This window comes from Rhodococcoides fascians A44A (genome assembly GCF_000760735.1).
Lineage (GTDB): Bacteria > Actinomycetota > Actinomycetes > Mycobacteriales > Mycobacteriaceae > Rhodococcoides > Rhodococcoides fascians_E.
Genome location: NZ_JMEX01000004.1, coordinates 331256 through 347242, shown reverse-complemented (window position 1 = coordinate 347242; position 15987 = coordinate 331256). Strand labels below are relative to the sequence as shown.

The window sequence follows — 15987 nt, the reverse complement described above, 5'->3', positions numbered from 1 at the left end:
GCCTGCGGAACGACCTTGGGGGGCGGGCGGGAGTGGAGCCTGCGGAACGACCTTGGTGGGGTGGGTGGGAGTGGAGCCTGCGGAACGACCTTGGTGGGGGCGGGCGGGAGTGGAGGCTGTGGAATGGGCCTGTGGGACGATAGTCGGGTTCTCTCTTGCAAGCGCCAGCAAAGGATACGAGTGCCCAGCTTCGCCGACACGACGTTCACTGACCCCGCACGGATCAGGAACTTCTGCATCATTGCCCACATCGACCACGGCAAGTCGACGCTGGCTGACCGGATGCTGCAGCTCACGGGCGTCGTCGACGATCGGTCGATGCGTGCTCAGTACCTCGACCGCATGGACATCGAGCGTGAACGTGGCATCACGATCAAGGCGCAGAACGTGCGCCTGCCGTGGGTCGTCGATGGTGAAGAGTTCGTTCTCCACCTGATCGACACACCTGGTCACGTCGACTTCACGTACGAGGTGTCTCGTGCTCTCGAGGCGTGTGAGGGTGCTGTTCTGCTCGTCGACGCAGCGCAGGGTATCGAGGCTCAGACGCTCGCGAACCTGTACCTGGCGCTCGACAAAGAGCTGACGATCATTCCTGTGCTCAACAAGATCGACCTGCCTGCTGCCGATCCGGATCGCTATGCCGCGGAGATCGCTCACATCATCGGCTGCGAGCCGGACGACGTCCTGCGCGTGTCGGGCAAAACGGGTGTCGGTGTCGAGGAGTTGCTGAACGAGGTCGTCAAGCAGGTGCCTGCTCCCGTCGGTGACGCCGACGGCCCGGCCCGCGCGATGATCTTCGACTCCGTCTACGACACGTACCGCGGCGTCGTGACCTATGTTCGTGTCGTCGATGGTGCGTTGAATCCTCGTGAGAAGGTCACGATGATGTCGACGGGGTCGACACACGAGCTTCTCGAGGTCGGCATCGTGTCGCCGGATCCGAAGGCGACCAAGGGCCTGGGCGTCGGCGAGGTGGGGTACCTCATCACGGGCGTCAAGGATGTGCGTCAGTCGAAGGTCGGTGACACCGTCACCACGGCACGCAAGGGCGCGACGGAACCTCTGACCGGATACCGCGAGCCGCGGCCGATGGTGTACTCCGGGCTCTATCCCCTCGACGGGTCCGACTATCCGGACCTGCGCGATGCACTCGAAAAGCTGCAGCTGAACGACGCAGCACTGACCTACGAGCCCGAGACGTCCGTGGCGCTCGGCTTCGGTTTCCGTTGCGGCTTCCTCGGTCTGCTGCACATGGAGATCACCCGCGAGCGTCTCGAGCGGGAGTTCAACCTGGACCTGATCTCCACCTCACCCAACGTGGTATACCGAGTGGAGATGGAGGACGGCGCCGAGCACATCGTGACCAACCCGTCGTACTGGCCGGAAGGCAAGACACGCGACGTGTTCGAGCCGATGGTCAAGTGCACCATCATCTCCCCGAGCGAGTTCATCGGATCCATCATGGAACTGTGCCAGGGGAGGCGTGGCGAGCTCGGCGGCATGGATTACCTGTCCGAAACGCGTGTCGAGCTCCGCTACACCATCCCCATGGCCGAGATCATCTTCGACTTCTTCGACATCCTGAAGTCGCGCACCCGCGGCTACGCCAGCCTCGACTACGAGGAGGTCGGCGAGCAGAGTGCGGCGCTCGTCAAGGTCGACATCCTGCTGCAGGGCGAGGCCGTCGACGCGTTCTCGGCGATCGTGCACAAGGACGCCGCAGCCGCGTACGGCAACAAGATGACGACCAAACTCAAGGAACTGATTCCTCGTCAGCAGTTCGAGGTGCCCATCCAGGCTGCGATCGGATCCAGAATCATTGCCCGCGAGAACATTCGAGCGATCCGTAAGGACGTTCTCGCCAAGTGCTACGGCGGTGACATCAGCCGTAAGCGCAAACTGCTCGAGAAGCAGAAGGAAGGCAAGAAGCGCATGAAGACGATCGGTCGCGTGGACGTGCCGCAGGAAGCATTCGTCGCTGCACTGTCCTCGGAGTCGTCGGCGGACAAGCCCAAGAAATAGTCACGGAGTAGTTTCACGGAGTGTGACGACGAGACTCCTGAACGAACTGACCATTCCGATCATCAGTGCGCCGATGGCAGGCGGACCGTCCACTCCTGAGCTGGCTGCCGCGGTCTCGCGGGCCGGAGGCCTCGGCATGCTGGCCGGCGCACTGCTCGACCTGGACGCTTTCGCGGCGAAGGTGGATTCGCTGCGAGAGGTCCTGTTCGGCGTCAACCTGTTCCTTCCCGACGACCCCTCCGGTGCTGATGTCGACGCGTACGCCGATCGAATCGCACCGTGGCTGGAGAAGTACGACGCTCCACGCGGTGAACTGACCAGGCGTGACGATTTCTACCCGGAGAAGTTCCGCTGGCTGGTGCAGAATCCGGTTCCACTCGTGTCGAGTACGTTCGGGACGTTCGACACGGCGGAAGTTGCCGCTCTCCACGAGGTCGGCACCGAAGTGTGGTGCACGGTGACCTCCGCACGCGAAGCCGAGGAAGCCGAGGCCAACGGCGTCGACGCGCTGATCGTCCAAGGTCCCGAGGCCGGTGGACACCGCGGAAGCTTCGACGGCTCGGCTCCCGAGGAACCGTTGGCGGAGCTGCTCGAGGTGGTGCGGCGGGCGTCCGCTCTGCCTCGTATCGCTGCGGGCGGCCTGATGGACGGCAACGACGTTGCACCGCTGTTGAAATCCGGAGCGGCGCACGCTGCTCAGCTGGGCACGGCGTTTCTGAACACGGCCGAAGCGGGAACGCGACCGGTCCACCGAGAGCAGCTGACCGCCACCGAAGAGACCGCCGTGACCCGCGCATTCTCGGGACGCCCCGCGCGCGGAATCGTCAACGAGTTCATGCGAGATCACTCCGGTGACGCCCCGCTCGCGTACCCGGACCTGCACTACCTGACCGCTCCGATGCGCGCGAAGTCCGGTGCAGCCGGGGACCCGTCGGCGCTGTCGATGTGGGCCGGAACCGGTCACCGACGCGCACGCGCGGCGTCGGCGACGGACCTGATGGCGGAATGGGCGACCCAGTTGCAGTGAGTCGACCACTGTCGTTGTGGGTGGAAAATGTAGGCCTGGGCCTACATTTCCACGCACGTCAGTTGGTGTGTGCCGGCTGGAAGTGGCCGGCGGCCTGGGCTTCCTCCGCGCGGATCACGTGGACGACCGCGTTGATCAGCGCCAGGTGAGTGAATGCCTGCGGGAAGTTGCCCAGGTGCCGTCCCGACCTCGCGTCGATTTCCTCCGCGTAGAGCTTGAGCGGGCTGGCGTACCCCAACAACCGTTCGCACAGGTGCTTCGCGCGGGCGAGCTCACCGATCTCGACGAGCGCGGACACGAGCCAGAACGAGCAGATGGTGAACGTTCCCTCCTCGCCCTCCAGACCGTCGTCGGTGGTGTCCACCATGTACCGCAGGACCAAGCCGTCGACGGTCAGTTCGTCGGCGATCGCCAGGACCGTTGCCCGCACGCGATGATCGTCCGCGGGGAGGAAGCGAAGCAGCGGAACCAGCAGCAGGGAGGCATCGAGCGACTCGTGTCCGTACCGCTGCGTCAGCACACCGCGGTCGTCGACGCCGTGTTCGAGAATGTCGGCCTTGATCTCGTCGGCGATCTCGTTCCACTGGTCCGCGTAGTCGGTCTCGCCGTGGATGGACGCGAGCTTCGCGCCCCGATCGAGCGCCACCCAACACATCACCTTCGACGAGGTGAAGTGCTGCGGCTCGCCGCGCACCTCCCAGATGCCGCGGTCCGGTTTCCGCCAGTTGGCGATGGCCTCCTCGACCTGACGCTTGAGCAGCGGCCACAGAGACTCCGGAACGTGTTCGCGTGACTTGACGTGCAGGTACACCGAATCCAGCATGGTGCCCCAGATGTCGTGCTGCTCCTGGTTGTAGGCACCGTTGCCGATTCGGACCGGCTTTGCGCCGTCGTACCCGGACAGGTGGGACAGCTCGCTTTCCTCCAGCGTCTTCTCGCCGCCGATGCCGTACATCACCTGCAGCGGATTGGCTTTGCCGTCCTCGGTCATCGACACGTCGGACATGAACGAGAAGAAGTCGTTCGCCTCACGGTCGAGTCCGAGGGTGTAGAGCCCCCACAGGGCGAACGTCGAATCGCGTACCCACGCATAGCGATAGTCCCAGTTGCGTTCTCCTCCAGGAGTCTCCGGCAACGACGTCGTCGACGCCGCCAGCAGGGCGCCGGTGGGTGCGTACGTCAACCCCTTCAGGGCGAGCGCGCTGCGCTGCAGGTAGCCGCGCCACGGGTGATCGGGGAAGCGGCCGATGGTGATCCACTGGCGCCAGCACTCGGACGTGCGCCACATCTTGTCCGCCGCTTCCTCGAACGTCTGCGGTGCGGGCAGATCCGACCAGGACAGTGCCACGAAGATGTTGTCGCCCTCGGTCATTCGGGTGCGTGCGCGCGCCTCGCGACCCTCGATGCCGATCCGGAGGTTGGTGGTGAGCTTCAACGTCGGTTGGTCACCGACCGAGCTGGCCTCGCACGTCGCCGTCGCCTCCTCGTACACCTTTCCCGTGTACTCCCAGCGGGCGGGCGCGCGGTGGTAGTCGAACGCCGGCTCGCAACTCATCTCGAGTTCGACGGTGCCGCTGACACACTTGACGGTGCGCAGCAGAATGTGTTCCGCATCCCAGTCCGACGGGGCCCGCTTGTGTGTTCGTGAGCGTTGATCGGTGTTGTGCCAGGGCCCCATCACCAATGCATCACGGACGACGAGCCAGCCCGTCTCGGTCTGCCACGTGGTCTCGACGATCAATCCACCGGGCAGGTAGCGGCGCGCGGCGGGAACCGATTGGCCGTAGGGGCCGACGCGGAAGTGTCCGGCGCTCCGATCGAGAACGGCACCGAAAATGCTGGGGGAGTCGGGACGGGGAACGCACATCCACTCGACGGAGCCGTTGCGAGCGATCAGGCACGTTGTCTCGCAGTCGGAGAGAAACGCGTAATCATCGATCGGAGGAAATGCGCTTCGGCCGGTGGTGATGGTCGACACCGGCGCTTCGGTACTCGACAACACTCCCTGCGGGTCAAGGCCGTCGCCGTCGGGAGAGCCTGGTCGGGGAATCGAATCGTCGGGCACGGGCACCACGGTGGAACGTTCGTCGAAGGCCGTCATCGCTCAATCATCGACGCCACCGGTGCCCGGCGTCCACCGGTGGCGATTTTCGGCGTGGCGCACGTGCCCTCTAGGCTGAGGTTCGTGCATGCAGTGGCAACGTGGTGGGACGGGATCGAGCTGTGGATCACCGGGCTGCCATTCGTGCCGCAGTCGCTCGTCGTCCTGCTCGTTTTAGTTCCGGCTGCGCTGGGATCGGCTCGGGTGTTCGATCGAGTTCTGGCTGCTGTGCTCCATGCCCTCGGACGTGACGCGCGTGCCGAGAAGGATGCGTCCGAGTCGCCCGTTGCGGAAGGTCATTGATGCCGAAGTCGAGGGTCACGCTGGCCCTGATCGCACTGCTCGTACTCGTCGTTCTGGCATGGTTTCTGACCAGGTGATCGCACGCGTGCCCGCGCAATTAGAGTCCGCCGGGTTCCTCTGCTAGATTTCTGTCCGTGTCTGCCGCTGCCGAGTACCGGGTCCGCCATGAACTGGCGTTGATCGCGGTCGGCATGCTTGCAGTCGCGGATATCGACTGTTGTCGATCCGCGTCCTGATTCGCCCGCCTGACCGGACCTTACCTTCCTGCGGCTGACAAATGTGCGCTACGAGGTCTCGGATTCCTCGTGCGTGCGCCACGGACGCTTCACCGTGCCATCGGCTGGGTAAGAGCGACGCAGGTGGGCGCGGTCTTCGATTGTTCTACGGATCTCGTCAACGACCAATCAGATTCACATTCGATGAAAGGCACTTCTCGATGAGGCTCAACTCTCGATACCTGCTCACCACTTTCGCTGCCGTGGGAACGCTTGTTCTCGCCGCATGCGGCGGAGGATCGAGCGATACCGTCGGAGCCGAAGGCGGGTCGAGCAGCGGTTCGACACTGACGCTCGTCGGATACGCGGTGCCGAAGAACGGGTGGGACGCCATCGGGCCTGCGTTCGAGGCCACCGAGGGCGGCACGGACACCGCCATCAACGCCGATTACGGTGCGTCGGGCAATCAGTCTCGCAAGGTTGCCGACGGTGCTCCGGCGGACATCGTGAACTTTTCCGTCGAGCCGGATGTCACGCGCCTCGTGAAGGCCGGCAAGGTCGACGAGAACTGGAACGAGAACGCTTACGGCGGTGTGCCTTTCGGCTCGGTCGTGACCCTGGTGGTGCGCGAGGGCAACCCCAAGAACATTCAGACCTGGGACGATCTGCTGAAGCCGGACGTTCAGGTGATCAGCCCGAGCCCGCTCAGCTCCGGTTCGGCCAAGTGGAACCTTCTGGCGCCGTACGCAGCCAAGAGCAACGGCGGTCAGGACAAGCAGGCAGGTCTCGACTACGTCCAGCAGCTCGTGTCCGGACACTTTCCGGTGCAGCCGGAATCGGGCCGCGCCGCCACGGAGGCGTTCCTGCAGGGACAGGGTGACGTGTTGCTGAGCTACGAGAACGAAGCGCTGCTGATCGAGGAGCAGGGCCAGCCCGTCGAGCACGTCGATGTGGCCGACACCTTCCGAATCGACAACCCGGTCGCCGTCGTGAACTCGAGCTCACAGCTGGAGAAGGCCAACGCCCTCAACGACTTCATCTACACCGACGAGGGCCAGCGCATCTGGGCCGAGTCCGGCTTCCGCCCGACCAACCCGGAGATCGCCGCCGAGTTCTCGGACAAGTTCTTCACCCCGCAGAACCTGCGCACCATCGACGATCTCGGTGGCTGGGACGTCGTGGACGCCGAACTCTTCGGTGACACCGGCGCAATCACGACGATCTACAAAGAGAACACCAAATAACCACCATGTCGACGACGCGTACCGACCCCGCGCCACGTAGGGGCAGAAAGTTTCGTGGCCCGGGGTCCGTCGGACCCCTCGGCCTCGGGGTCGCGGTGTTGTGGCTCAGCATCATCGTGCTGCTGCCGCTCGCCGCGCTCACCGTGAAATCGTTCGACGACGGCATCGTCGGCTTCTGGGATGCGGTCACGGCACCTCGCGCGATCGCGACGTTCGAGGTGACCCTGATCGTCTCGGTCGCTGCGGCGGTGGTGAACATGGTGCTCGGGACTCTCATCGCGTGGGTCCTCGTTCGTGACGAGTTCCCCGGCAAGCGGTTCGTGAACGCGTTGATCGATCTCCCGTTCGCGCTGCCGACAATCGTGGCGAGTCTCGTTCTGCTGTCGCTGTACGGGCCGGCGAGCCCGATCGGCCTGGTGTTCAACGCGACCAAGCCCGCAGTGGTCGTCGCACTGCTGTTCGTCACCCTGCCGTTCGTGGTTCGTGCCGTGCAGCCCGTGTTGATCGAGTTGGATCAAGAGGTCGAGGAAGCTGCGGCGTCGTTGGGCGCGAACAACTGGACGATCTTCAGGTCGATCATTCTGCCGGTTCTGCTCCCGTCCGTGCTGACCGGAACCGGACTCGCCTTCGCTAGGGCCATCGGTGAATTCGGCTCGGTCGTGCTGATCGGTGGCAACATTCCGGGCGACACGCAGATCGCCTCGCAGTACATTCGCGAGTTGATCGAGTACGACCAGACCGTCGACGCCGCCGCGATCTCGGTCGTGTTGCTTGCTTTCGCGTTCGTGGTTCTGTTCGTCCTGCGCATCGTCGGCAATCGCCTGGCACGTCGTGAGGAGCAGATTCGATGAGGATCGGATTACCGGTCAAGCTGTCGCTCCGGTCGATTGCGTTGCTGTATCTCGCTGCCCTCGTGCTGTTCCCGCTCGGTGCCATTCTGTACCGCACGTTCGAGAACGGCTTCCTCGAGTTCTGGGGGTTGATCACCACTCCGGCAGCGCAATCCGCCTTGCAGCTGTCGCTGCTGATCGTGGCGATCGTCGTGCCGGTGAACGTGGTCTTCGGTGTCATCACCGCGCTCGCTCTGGTTCGCGGTCGGTTCCGCGGCAAAGGCGTGCTCGAAGCGATAGTCGACCTTCCGTTCGCGGTGTCACCCGTCGTCATCGGTGTGGCACTGATCCTGTTGTGGGGTGCGAACGGTTGGTTCGGTGGACTCGAAACCCTGGGTTTCACGGTCATCTTCGCGCTTCCAGGCATGGTCATCGCGACCATCTTCGTGACGCTGCCGTTCGTGGTTCGCGAGGTGGAGCCGGTTCTGTACGAGATCGGCGAGGAGCAGGAAGAAGCCGCGTCGACGTTGGGCGCGTCGTCGTTGCAGACGTTCTGGCGCATCACCCTGCCCGCCATCCGTTGGGGTCTTACCTACGGGATCGTGTTGACCGTCGCACGTTCGCTCGGTGAGTTCGGTGCTGTGATCATGGTGTCCACCAACCTTCCCGGCATCTCGCAGACCCTGACGCTGTTGGTTCATTCGAGGTACGAGGACTTCAACCAGCAGGGCGCCTATGCGGCATCGACGCTCCTCATGGCAATCGCCGTCATCGTGCTGTTGCTGATGACGACCCTCGACAAGAAGAGGACGAAGTAATGACCGTACAGAAATCGGACGACATCGAGATCTCCGTCATCGGTGCCAACAAGCACTACGGCGACTTCGCGGCCCTCGACAACGTCAGCATCGACATCCCCAAGGGTTCGTTGACCGCGCTGCTCGGGCCGAGCGGTTCCGGCAAGTCGACGCTCCTGAGATCGATTGCCGGTCTGGAACAGTTGGACTCCGGCCAGGTCGTACTCGGTGGGCAGGACGTGACGTGGATCAGCCCCCAGAAGCGCGAGATCGGGTTCGTCTTCCAGCACTACGCCGCGTTCAAGCACCTCAGCGTCCGGGACAACGTCGCGTTCGGTCTGAAGATCAGGAAGCGTCCCAAGGACGAGATCAAACGCAAGGTCGACGACTTGCTCGAGATCGTCGGACTGGCGGGTTTCCAGACTCGATTCCCTGCACAGCTGTCCGGTGGTCAACGCCAGCGCATGGCATTGGCACGGGCCCTTGCCGTCGACCCTCAGGTCCTGCTTCTCGACGAGCCTTTCGGTGCACTCGACGCGAAGGTCCGTGAGGACCTGCGCACGTGGCTGCGGCGGCTGCACGACGAAGTGCACGTCACCACCGTCCTGGTGACGCACGATCAGGAAGAGGCGCTCGACGTCGCCGACCGGATCGCCGTTCTCAACAAGGGGCGCATAGAACAGGTCGGTTCGCCCGAGGATCTCTACGACCGTCCGGGCAACGATTTCGTCATGTCGTTCCTCGGGCAGGTTGCCAAGCTCAACGGTCAACTGGTTCGCCCGCACGACATCCGGGTCGGCCGAGACCCGTCGCTGGCTCTCGCTCAGGAGAACGGGACCGCCGAATCCGCAGGCGTCACGCGCGCCGTCGTCCAGCGTGTCGTGCATCTCGGGTTCGAGGTGAAGGTCGAACTCCAGAACGCGGCCACCGGAGAATTGTTCGCGGCGCAGATCACCCGCGGCGACAGTGAAGCGCTGCAGCTGAACCCCGGCGAAACCGTGTACGCCAGAGCGACGAGGATCCCGGAGATCGCGCCGACGGGTGATGCCGTGCAGACGGATCCGCTGGAGAGTGCCACTTCCAGCTAGCAGCAACGGATTTCGGCTCCATGGCGTCACGGTCCCGGCGCACGCGCGCCGGGACTGTAACGGCAGTCCGTGATAATCGCATCTCCACGTGACGTGGTCGCACCGCTACGCCCACCGTGACGAATTCCACCGGGAACCTCGGGATAGGCCCCGCTACCGTCGGGGTACATGCGAGAAATGTTCAGCTCTCACGCCCGACTGTCCTGGGTGCTCGCCGGCCTCGCCGGGTTGGTCGGTGCCGCAGCGTTCACCAACACCGGTGGATACTTCGTGACGTTCATGACGGGAAACACCGAGCGCGGCGCGGTCGGATTCTTCCGAGGTGAGAACGCCATGGCCGCTGCAGCGATTCTGCTGATCCTGACGTTCGTCGCAGGCGTCGTCATCGCGTCGCTGTGTCGGCGCCACGTCTGGCGCGATCATCCACACGGCGCAACCGTACTCACCACCATCGCGTTGGCGATCGCATCCGTGGTCGACGTCGTGATGAGCGGATGGAGCGCTCCGCAGGTGCAGTTCGTGCCGATCCTGTTCATCTCCTTCGCAATGGGCGCGCTCAACACGTCGTTCGTGAAGAATGGTGAAGTGTCGATCCCGCTGAGTTACGTCACAGGAACATTGGTGAAGATGGGGCAGGGGATCGAGCGTCACATCAGCGGCGGATCGGTCAAGGACTGGCTCGAATACTTCCTGCTCTACGCAGCGTTCAGTCTCGGCGCTCTCGTCGGCGGAATCATGAGCCTGGCCATCACCGGCCCTCAGGTGCTGATCGCCGCCACCGTCGTCTGCGCGGTCACCACGCTCTACACCTACCGGCGGACGGTGGAGGACTCGTCGATTCTCGGTTGATATCGCGGTGCCTCGTCGAACCTGGACGACACCACGTCCGCGACGAGCGGGTGGTCGCCGAGCACATCGGCACGTAGGGCCGAGTTGTCGAACGCACCGAACACTCTGTCGATGAGCAAGCCCGGCGCGAGAAACCACGGGGCTACGACGACTCGGCGGGGCCCCGCCGCTGTCAGCCGCGCGACGGCGTCGGCAGGCGGGGATTCGACCCCGGTCGCGAAGCAGACCTGCGCACCCGACCATTCGGTTCCGACCAGAAGACGTGACGCCAACGTGCGAGTGCGTCGATTTGCAAGCGAATCCGAGGATCCGACGGCGGCGACGGCAACGGCGACGTCGGGGTCGTCACGGTCGACGCCGGTGCCCAGTACGCGTGCGCGGAGCACGTCGACCAGCCGCGAATCGTCACCGAGTACATCGGCCTGAGTGAACGTCATCCACGGGTATCGGACGCGCGCCGCGTCGAGTATGCCCGGAAGATCGACGCGCGCATGGAACGCGCTGCCGAGCAGGAGCGGAACCACGACCGCGGACGAATGTCCCTCGGCCGCAACCTCACCGATGACGGTGCCGACAGCAGGCTCGGTCAGATCGAGATACGCCACCCGCACGTCCAGATCCGGACGGCGAAGTCGAACGCCGTCGACCACAGCAGCAACGGTTTCCGCGGAACGCGGATCGCGACTGCCGTGGGCGACGGCGATCAGGACGCTCATGTCAGGCCGGTACCGATTCCCCCAGCTCGACCGCGGACAGGGCGTCGCCGACGAGGCCGGCAGCAAGAGTGTTGCCGCCGGAGGGATCGATGAGCAGGAAGCTTCCCGTGTGCCGGTTGACGGCATAGTCGTCGGCGACGATCGGCTCGGCGACACGCACCGAGATGCGTCCGATGTCGTTCAGCTCCAACGATTCCGGTGAAGGATCGGCCGTGAGGTTCTGCTCGTCGAACTTCTCGACGAGTGTGCCGACGATGGCCTGGGTGGTGCGTGTGCCGTGCTTGAGCAGCAGGCGGGCACCGGGACGCAGGGGCTTCTCGGCGAGCCAGCAGACGGTGGCGTCGAATTCGCCGATCGGCTCGGGAGCGTCCTGCGGCGAGACGATGGTGTCGCCTCGGGAGACGTCGACGTCGTCGGCGAGGATCAGCGTGACGCTGCGCCCTGCGTGTGCGGAATCGAGTTCTCCGTCGGCCGTGTCGATTCGCTCGACGGTGGTACGGGTTCCGGAAGGCAACACGACCACCTCGTCCCCGGGGGTGACGGCTCCTGCCGCGACCTGGCCCGCGTAACCGCGGTAATCGGGGAAGTCGGCCGTCCGTGGACGGATGACGTACTGCACCGGGAACCGCAGGCCGACGCGATGGGGCTCGGCGTCGACGGGAACGGATTCGAGGTGCTCTATGAGCGTGGGGCCGTCGTAGTACGGAGTGTTGGTCGACCGGACCGCGACGTTGTCACCGTGCAGCGCGGACACCGGAATCTCGACGACGTCCTCCGACGCCCATCCGAGTGACGATGTGAGCGAGTTGAACTCGGCCGAGATGTCCGCGAACACCTGAGCCGGATCCTCGACGAGGTCGATCTTGTTGACCGCGAGAACCAGCTTCGGCACACCGAGGAGCGCCAGAACAGCAGCGTGACGACGAGTTTGTGTGATGACACCTTTGCGGGCGTCGACCAGCAGAATCACCAACTGCGCCGTCGACGCACCGGACACCGTGTTGCGTGTGTACTGAACATGGCCGGGAGTGTCGGCGAGCACGAAAGACCGTGCAGGCGTGGCGAAGTAGCGGTACGCGACGTCGATCGTGATGCCCTGCTCGCGTTCGGCTCGGAGGCCGTCCACCAGTAGCGACAGGTCGGGTGTGCTCAGGCCACGGTCGACCGACGCCCGGGTGACGGCGTCGATCTGGTCTGCCAGCACCGATTTCGTGTCGTACAGCAACCGTCCGACGAGTGTCGATTTACCGTCGTCGACGCTACCGGCGGTGGCGAGGCGAAGAAGCTGCGAACCAGATGTGGACATGCTCAGAAGTATCCTTCGCGCTTGCGGTCTTCCATGGCTGCCTCGGAGACGCGGTCGTCGCCTCGGGTGGCGCCACGTTCGGTGAGGCGGGATGCGGCCACCTCCGAGAGGATGGCCTCGTTGTCCGCGGCGTCGGACAGGACGGCGCCCGTGGTGGATCCGTCGCCCACGGTGCGGTAGCGCACCGACAGTGTCTGCAGCTCTTCGGCTTCCGTCGGACCGCCCCACACGCCCGGGGTCATCCACATGCCGTCGCGCTGGTAGACCGGGCGCTGATGGGCGTAGTAGATGCTCGCCAGTTCGACGTTGTCCCGCGCTATGTAGCGCCAGATGTCGAGTTCGGTGAAGTTGCTGAGGGGGAAGACGCGCACTTGCTCACCGGGGGAGTGTTTGCCGTTGTAGAGGTTCCACAACTCGGGGCGCTGCTTCTTCGGGTCCCACTGGCCGAATGCGTTGCGCAGCGAGAAGATCCGTTCCTTCGCGCGAGCGCGCTCTTCGTCGCGACGTGCGCCGCCGAAGACCGCGTCGAAGCGGTTCTCGGAGATGGCGTCGAGCAGGGGAACGGTCTGCAAGGGGTTGCGAATGCCGTCGGGACGCTCGGTGAGGCGGCCGTCGGCGAGGTAGTCCTCGACCTTCGCGACGTGCAGGCGCAGGTTGTACTTCGCGACGACGTAGTCGCGGAAGTCCAGCACCTCCTGCAGATTGTGCCCGGTGTCCACGTGGAGGAGCGCGAACGGCAGCGGCGCCGGCCAGAAGGCCTTGATCGCCAGGTGCAGCAGGACCGTGGAGTCCTTACCGCCGGAGAACAGAATCACCGGGCGTTCGAATTCCCCTGCGACCTCGCGGAAGATGTGGATTGCCTCGGACTCGAGTGCGTCGAGAGTGTCGAAGCGCGCGCTGTCGACACGGGGGCGATCCGTTGCTGTGTTCACGGTCATGAGGCGTGCAACCCACATTCGGTCTTGGCCTTGCCGGCCCACCGACCGCTACGCGGATCGGCGCCGGGGGCAGGTTTGACGGTGCACGGCGCGCACCCGATCGATGGATATCCCTCGTCGACGAGTGGATTGACGAGGATGGAGTGTTCGTCGATGTAGCGCTGCATGTCGTCATCGGACCACGCGGCGATCGGATTGATCTTCACCAGGCCGAATGCATCGTCGAACGAGACGAGGGGCGCGTTGGCGCGGGTAGGTGCCTCCACGCGTCGGATACCGGTGACCCAGGCGCTGTAGTTGGCGAGTTCCTTGCGTAGCGGAGCCACCTTGCGCAGTGCGCAGCATCGGTTGGGTTCGCGTGCGAACAGGTCTTTGCCTTCTGTCGAATCCTGCTGCGCCACGGTCTGTTCGGCACGCGCATTGATGACGTTGACGCCGTACACGGCCTCGACGGCGTCACGAGTGCCGATGGTTTCCGCGAAGTGGTAGCCGGTGTCGAGGAACAAGACGTCGACGTTCGGGTGTACCTGCGCGGCGAGGTGAACGAGAACGGCGTCCTGCATGTTGGACGCCACGATGTAGTCGTTGCCGAACTCTCGTTCGGTCCACTCGAGCAGCTCGACGGCATTGGCGCCGTCCAACTCCCTCGCGCCGCGCTCGGCGATCGATTTCAGCTGATCGACCGACAGGTCCAGTCTGGTAGTCATCGCAAATCCGCCTCGTCTGCTCGCACGGCCCACTGAGCGAACCGCTCGCCTTCGCCTCTGTGCTTCACGAAATTCCGCACCACTCGCTCGATGTAGTCACCGAGTTCGGTGCTGTTCACCTTGTGCTGGCGCAGCTTCCGGCCGAACGCACTGTCCAGACCGAGACTGCCTCCTAGGTGAACCTGGAATCCCTCGACCTGATTCCCGGCACCGTCGTCGACGAGCATTCCCTTGAATCCGATGTCGGCGATCTGGGAGCGCGCGCACGAGTTGGGGCAGCCGTTGATGTTGATCGTGACCGGTACGTCGAGCTGGGCATTGATGTCCTCGAGGCGAGCCTCGAGGTCCGGAACGAGAACCTGTGAGCGCTTACGAGTTTCAGCGAAGGACAGCTTGCAGAACTCGATTCCACTGCAGGCCATCAGGTTCTTGCGCCAGTGCGACGGCCGGGCAGGCAGTCCGAGTGCGTCGAGGTCCGAGATGAGCTGCTCGAGCTTGTCGTCGGGGACGTCGAGGACGATCAGCTTCTGGTAGGGAGTGAACCGCAGACGATCCGATCCGGCCTTCTCGGCTGCGTCGGCGACCTTGGCCATGATCGTTCCGGAGATGCGGCCGGCGATCGGCGCGACGCCGACTGCGTTGAGCCCGTTCTTGAGTTTCTGGACGCCGACGTGGTCGCGGGGGCGGGCAGGCTTTTCCGGCGCCGGGCCGTCGATCAGCTTGCGGTGCAGGTATTCGTCCTCGAGCACCTGACGGAACTTCTCGATTCCCCAGTCCTTGATCAGGAACTTCAGGCGAGCTTTGGTGCGCAGGCGGCGGTATCCGTAGTCGCGGAAGATGGAGACGACGCCTTCCCAGACGTCCGGCACGTCCTCGAGCGGCACCCACACGCCGACGCGCTGGGCGAGCATGGGGTTGGTCGACAGTCCGCCGCCGACCCAGAGGTCCAGTCCCGGTCCGTGCTCGGGGTGGTTGACTCCGATGAAGGCGCAGTCGTTGATCTCGTGCACCACGTCCTGCAGGCCGGAGATGGCCGTCTTGAACTTGCGCGGGAGGTTGGAGTACTCGGGCTTGCCGATGTAGCGCTCGACGATCTCGTCGATGGCAGACGTCGGGTCCAATACCTCGTCCACGGCTTCGCCGGCGAGAGGGGATCCGAGGACGACACGCGGGCAGTCGCCGCACGCCTCGGTGGTCTTCAGGCCGACTGCCTCGATGCGACGCCAGATCTCGGGGACGTTCTCGACCTCGATCCAGTGGTACTGGACGTTCTCGCGGTCCGACAGGTCGGCGGTGTCGCGAGCGAATTCCTGGGAGATCCCGGCGAGCGTGCGGAACTGTTCGAGGTTCAGTGCGCCCGCGTCGCAGCGGATGCGCATCATGAAGTACTTGGCTTCGAGCAGGTCGATGTTCTCGTCACCGGTGAACGTGCCGTCGTAGCCTTGCTCGCGCTGGGTGTAGAGACCCCACCAGCGGAACCGACCGCGCAGGTCGCCCTTGTCGATGCTGTCGAAACCCTGCTTCGAGTAGATGTTCTCGATGCGGGCGCGGACGTTCAGCGGGTTGTCGTCCTTCTTGGACTGCTCGTTGGCGTTGAGCGGTTCGCGGTAGCCGAGCGCCCACTGGCCCTCGGCTCGGCGCTTGGTCGGCCTGGCGGTGCGCTCCCTGGGGGCGACGCGCGCAGGCGTGGACGAAGCGGCGGACGTGGCCGCGTCGGTTGTCGACGACATCGGTGTGCTCCTGGATCTATCGGCTTCCGGGCCGCCGCGGGGAGAGGGCTTGTTCTCGCCGCGTGCACGCGCATCCGGACGGATCGTTCTGACTTCGAGTGTGGGTGTTCGGTC

The 15987-nt window shown here is 64.5% G+C and carries 15 protein-coding genes; 9 read left to right on the top strand and 6 right to left on the bottom strand.

Going from position 1 to position 15987, the window contains the following annotated elements; genetic code table 11:
* Window positions 1–123: 123 nt before the first annotated feature.
* Complete coding sequence (gene lepA, locus BH95_RS02635) at window positions 124–2022, top strand: translation elongation factor 4 (protein ID WP_051127752.1); 1899 nt, start codon at window positions 124–126, stop codon at window positions 2020–2022.
* 22 nt (window positions 2023–2044) lie between these two features.
* On the top strand, window positions 2045–3049 hold the full coding sequence (locus BH95_RS02630) for a nitronate monooxygenase (RefSeq protein WP_037141676.1): 1005 nt from the start codon (window positions 2045–2047) through the stop codon (window positions 3047–3049).
* Window positions 3050–3107: 58 nt separating this feature from the next.
* Here the strand turns inward: BH95_RS02630 and BH95_RS02625 are convergent, their stop codons facing one another.
* On the bottom strand, window positions 3108–5150 hold the full coding sequence (locus BH95_RS02625) for a glycoside hydrolase family 15 protein (RefSeq protein WP_019667509.1): 2043 nt from the start codon (window positions 5148–5150) through the stop codon (window positions 3108–3110).
* Window positions 5151–5234: 84 nt separating this feature from the next.
* On the opposite strand from BH95_RS02625, the gene BH95_RS02620 reads away from it, so the two are divergent.
* From BH95_RS02620 to BH95_RS02595, 7 genes are all read left to right on the top strand, one after another.
* Entirely contained in the window at window positions 5235–5453 is a 219-nt protein-coding gene (locus BH95_RS02620) for a hypothetical protein (protein WP_179275155.1), read from the top strand.
* 134 nt (window positions 5454–5587) lie between these two features.
* Complete coding sequence (locus BH95_RS29940) at window positions 5588–5689, top strand: Ms4533A family Cys-rich leader peptide (protein ID WP_329955138.1); 102 nt, start codon at window positions 5588–5590, stop codon at window positions 5687–5689.
* A 200-nt stretch (window positions 5690–5889) separates the two neighbouring features.
* Window positions 5890–6912 carry a sulfate ABC transporter substrate-binding protein gene (locus BH95_RS02615; protein ID WP_037180890.1) on the top strand — a complete coding sequence of 341 codons (1023 nt, stop codon included), beginning with the start codon at window positions 5890–5892 and terminating at the stop codon, window positions 6910–6912.
* 5 nt (window positions 6913–6917) lie between these two features.
* Entirely contained in the window at window positions 6918–7763 is an 846-nt protein-coding gene (gene cysT, locus BH95_RS02610) for a sulfate ABC transporter permease subunit CysT (protein WP_080733908.1), read from the top strand.
* The gene (cysW, locus tag BH95_RS02605) at window positions 7760–8560 is read left to right on the top strand and encodes a sulfate ABC transporter permease subunit CysW (RefSeq protein ID WP_019667505.1); all 801 of its coding nucleotides are present in this window, start codon (window positions 7760–7762) and stop codon (window positions 8558–8560) included. The genes cysT and cysW overlap by 4 nt, the downstream gene beginning before the upstream one ends.
* Window positions 8560–9627: a sulfate/molybdate ABC transporter ATP-binding protein gene (locus tag BH95_RS02600; RefSeq protein WP_020111638.1), complete on the top strand. Its 1068-nt coding sequence runs from the start codon at window positions 8560–8562 to the stop codon at window positions 9625–9627. Before cysW ends, BH95_RS02600 begins: the two co-directional genes overlap by 1 nt.
* A gap of 177 nt (window positions 9628–9804) precedes the next feature.
* Complete coding sequence (locus BH95_RS02595) at window positions 9805–10476, top strand: YoaK family protein (protein WP_020111637.1); 672 nt, start codon at window positions 9805–9807, stop codon at window positions 10474–10476.
* Here BH95_RS02595 and BH95_RS02590 read toward each other — a convergent pair.
* The 5 genes from BH95_RS02590 to BH95_RS02570 are packed head-to-tail and all read right to left on the bottom strand — an operon-like array spanning window position 10437 to window position 15873.
* Complete coding sequence (locus BH95_RS02590) at window positions 10437–11192, bottom strand: sirohydrochlorin chelatase (RefSeq protein ID WP_019667502.1); 756 nt, start codon at window positions 11190–11192, stop codon at window positions 10437–10439. The two genes, BH95_RS02595 and BH95_RS02590, sit on opposite strands and share 40 nt — an antisense overlap.
* Before the next feature lies 1 nt (window position 11193).
* Window positions 11194–12498, bottom strand: coding sequence for a sulfate adenylyltransferase subunit 1 (locus BH95_RS02585; protein WP_019667501.1), 1305 nt, complete (start codon window positions 12496–12498; stop codon window positions 11194–11196).
* A 2-nt stretch (window positions 12499–12500) separates the two neighbouring features.
* Window positions 12501–13436, bottom strand: a complete 936-nt coding sequence (cysD, locus tag BH95_RS02580) for a sulfate adenylyltransferase subunit CysD (RefSeq protein WP_037180888.1) — start codon at window positions 13434–13436, stop codon at window positions 12501–12503.
* A complete protein-coding gene (locus BH95_RS02575; protein ID WP_019667499.1) occupies window positions 13433–14143 on the bottom strand; it encodes a phosphoadenylyl-sulfate reductase in 711 nt (236 codons plus the stop codon). The genes cysD and BH95_RS02575 overlap by 4 nt, the downstream gene beginning before the upstream one ends.
* Window positions 14140–15873, bottom strand: coding sequence for a nitrite/sulfite reductase (locus BH95_RS02570; RefSeq protein WP_020111635.1), 1734 nt, complete (start codon window positions 15871–15873; stop codon window positions 14140–14142). Before BH95_RS02570 ends, BH95_RS02575 begins: the two co-directional genes overlap by 4 nt.
* Between the last annotated feature and the right edge of the window lie 114 nt (window positions 15874–15987).